Source organism: Candidatus Magnetaquicoccus inordinatus (assembly GCF_004217665.1).
GTDB lineage: Bacteria > Pseudomonadota > Magnetococcia > Magnetococcales > Magnetaquicoccaceae > Magnetaquicoccus > Magnetaquicoccus inordinatus.
The window spans coordinates 1-3,364 of the sequence record NZ_RXIU01000292.1; the positions used below are offsets into that span (position 1 = coordinate 1).

Annotated in this window: 3 protein-coding genes and 1 tRNA gene; 3 read left to right on the plus strand and 1 reads right to left on the minus strand. The window is 45.7% G+C overall.

All coding sequences use genetic code 11. The features are described from left to right. A partial coding sequence (locus EJP87_RS14785; RefSeq protein ID WP_130472630.1) for an SDR family NAD(P)-dependent oxidoreductase occupies positions 1 to 494 on the plus strand: 494 nt, incomplete at its 5' end. A 177-nt stretch (positions 495 to 671) separates the two neighbouring features. Then, positions 672 to 747: transfer RNA gene (locus EJP87_RS14790), tRNA-Ala, on the plus strand. 4 nt (positions 748 to 751) lie between these two features. Here EJP87_RS14790 and EJP87_RS18015 read toward each other — a convergent pair. Then, positions 752 to 907 (minus strand): hypothetical protein, encoded by a 156-nt coding sequence (locus tag EJP87_RS18015; RefSeq protein ID WP_193771419.1) that lies wholly within the window; start codon positions 905 to 907, stop codon positions 752 to 754. Between the two features lie 474 nt (positions 908 to 1,381). Here EJP87_RS18015 and EJP87_RS14795 point away from each other — a divergent pair, with 474 nt between their 5' ends. Further along, a complete protein-coding gene (locus tag EJP87_RS14795; RefSeq protein WP_130472631.1) occupies positions 1,382 to 2,188 on the plus strand; it encodes a DUF3800 domain-containing protein in 807 nt (268 codons plus the stop codon). Positions 2,189 to 3,364 lie beyond the last annotated feature (1,176 nt).

The window sequence follows — 3,364 nt, forward strand, 5'->3', positions numbered from 1 at the left end:
GAATTCTGCCGGTCATGCTGCGCCAGGGTCATGGTCGAATCATTCAAAACAGCTCGGTGCTGGGATTCGTCGCTTTGCCCTACCGGGGTGCCTATGTGGCGAGCAAATTCGCGCTGGAAGGGTTGACCGACGCATTGCGTCTGGAGTTTCATGGCAGTGGAATCCATTTCATCCTGATTGAACCCGGTCCGATCACGACCCGGTTTCGTCAGAATGCCACCCTGGCCTTCAAACGGCATGTAGAGGTCGCCTCCAGTCGGCATTTGACACGCTATCAGGCCATGGAGGCCCATTTTCTCCAGAAGGCTCAGCAGGGGGGCGGATTGTTCTCCTTGCCGCCCGAAGCGGTACTCGCCAAGGTGATTCATGCGCTGGAAAGTCCCAAACCGTCTATTCGCTATCGTGTGACCACCCCGACCCGTCTGTTTGCGGTCTTCAAGAGGATTCTGCCGGAGCGTTGGATGGATATCCTTTTGGCGCGTGCTTGGTTGTGATTGGCAAGATACCAGCCTCGTCATAACCTGGTTGTTAACATCCCCATCTTGGCATATTTGATGCTGTGACAGCCGATGACGTTTCAGAACGGAACAGACCATACCCATAACTGCCAACTTTTTTAAACGAACTGCTTGACATCTTCCCGAGAACCCGATATTATTATGAACTCATTTGGGGCCATAGCTCAGCTGGGAGAGTGCTTGAATGGCATTCAAGAGGTCGGCGGTTCGATCCCGCCTGGCTCCACCAATTTTCAAAATAAAAACGCTATATTCGATGAGGCTGCCTTTCCGGGCGGCCTTTTTTGTTGGAAAAATGCCAATATTTTCAATAGCTGCATAAGCACACCAAAAAGCGTGTTTTTCTCAACGAGGTCGGCACCCTGGCGGAGCGGGGTGAAAATAGCCAAAAATTCTCTCTCCCTATCACTGACCGAGGAGGGATGACCAATCCGACCTCGCGGCCCATTTTGCCCGACCTCGCCATAATAAATCAATCACTTACACAGCATCAAAAAATTTTACTGTTTCGACCCCGGTTTGCACCAAGTGAAGGTCGCGTGTACCCGTCGTCGAACTGGCAGCCTCGGAATAGAGGGTGGTTCGGGTGGGAAGAAGGGGGCCGGAAGAGATAATAACTGGAGTATGTGGAAATTTGTCTGTTGGTGTTCAATTTTTGGTTGTGGCGGTTGTGGTGGTTGTGGTACCCTGCATAAAGTGCTTGTTGGGGACCGTTGGAGAATGAACTTGGTGCGTCATGGTTGGCGGAGACTGATGGCTGTCTTGTCTGTCAGTTTGGACAGTGTTGAGAAATTGATGCACTGTCCCTCGATTTCCAGAGAAATTGATGCACTGTCCCTCGATTTCCTTATAAGGAGTATGCGATGTATATAGTAATTGATGATACATATGGACCCAATAGTAGCCACGCATCAAGTTATGTTACTAGTCAACGGCGAACTCACGTTGCCGTGGCATTTCAAAATAATGAAGTAGATTATTGCAGGAGACAAATTCATGGTTGCATAAAAATGATAAATGACTATTTTGGGTGCAATATCGGTGAATTTCATTTTTCGGACATCTATAACCGCAGAGATCATTGGAAAAGGGTAGATGGTGATATAAATTTGAGAGTTTTTCAGGCTTTTTCCAATATTTATTCAGAGTATAGATGGCCAGTTTATGTTCAGACTATTGACGATAGAACATTAAAGGATCATAATATTAATATAATCGATTATAATATTGGGGGGCTCAGTCTCTCTAGACGTGAGGATCTATCGTTAGCATTTCTCCTTTACAAAATTAGCAAAAAATATATTACTGTCAATTGCGATTTATCTATCGTTGTTGATGAAGGAATGCTGGTAAATAGAGAGGCAATCGTTAAAAATTTTTTTCGTGATTGGGTGAGAAAAGTCTCGTTTAAGTGTATGTCTTCTCATGATGAGCATCTGATTCAGATAGCGGATTTTCTTGCGTTTTGCATTAACAGATCTACATATTTATCAATAAAGGAAAACAGATCAGAGATTGATAATTGGTTTCTTGATCTGGTTGCTAAAATGAAGATAAATTCTGATGATTTGCTTAATATTGTCCTGCCGCAAAATTTCACCAAAGCTGAATTTGACGACATACATGCGAAGGATATTGAAAGAAAAATGAATAGATTAGTTATAAAATAATATAATAAATGAGTGAGAAACGACGGTAGTATATTCTCAATGGGCACAAGAACGACACGATTTTTGTGAAATCTGTGAAATCTGTGAAATCTGGGGACAGTGTATCCATTTCTCAATCTGAGTCTGGAAATCTGGGGACAGTGAAATCTGTGAAATCTGGGGACAGTGTATCCATTTCTCAATCTGAGTCTGGAAATCTGGGGACAGTGTATCCATTTCTCAATCTGGAGTCTGGAAATCTGGGGACAGTGTATCCATTTCTCAATCTGGAGTCTGGAAATCTGGGGACAGTGTATCCATTTCTCAATCTGGATGCGTTTTGCATCAACAGCGGATAGTTCGTCGTTGAGCAGGCCGGTGACACGCTGCGCATGACCAACGATGAGCAGTTTCAACCGAGGGTGTGGTGATGTTTTGGGAAATCTGGGGACAGGGAGAAATCGGGGGACAGTATATTCATTCCGCTGTACCCGTCCGTGGAAATCGGCGGACAGTGTATCCATTGGGGGGGGAGAAATCGGGGGACAGTATATTCATTCCGGGGGGAGAAATCGGGGGACAGTATATTCATTCCGCTGTACCCGTCCGTGGAAATCGGCGGACAGTGTATCCATTGGGACAGGAAATCTGGGGACAGTGTATCCATTTCTCAATCTGAGGGGAAATCGGGGGACAGTGTATCCATTTCTCAATCTAAATTTGGGGAAATCGGGGGACAGTGTATCCATTTCTCAATCTAAATTTGGTGGTTCAGTCACTGGACAGCCTACGTCCCCCTTTCTGTCCCTGGTGGTCATTCATCATTGCGTCGGTAGAGTAGCCTATAGAGACGTGCTACGTTAAACGTATTTCCAAACTTCGTCACACCATTCGCTCCGCACTCTTGACATGGAATAAATTCAGGCAATCGACATCTGAAATATGGGGACAGTGTATCCCTTTCTCAATCTGGATGCGTTTTGCATCAACAGCGGGGTTATACCCTGTGACCAATAGGTGACCAACTCCTGGTCACAAGGAATGAATCGCGCCATCCTCTCCCTTTTGGCAGCTCACCAACAGTCGCCAACAGGACAGCAGCATGAGCTGCCCTCTCTGAGTAAGCGGTGAATTCTCCGCGTATCTCAGCTCATTGACAAAATGGCTTTATCAATGTTCCATGGGAGGAGTTTTTCG

What these genes read in the sequence shown, in the direction of transcription:
- EJP87_RS14795 (WP_130472631.1), top strand. Translation starts at nt 1,382, where the DNA reads ATGTATATAGTAATTGATGATACATATGGACCCAATAGTAGCCACGCA.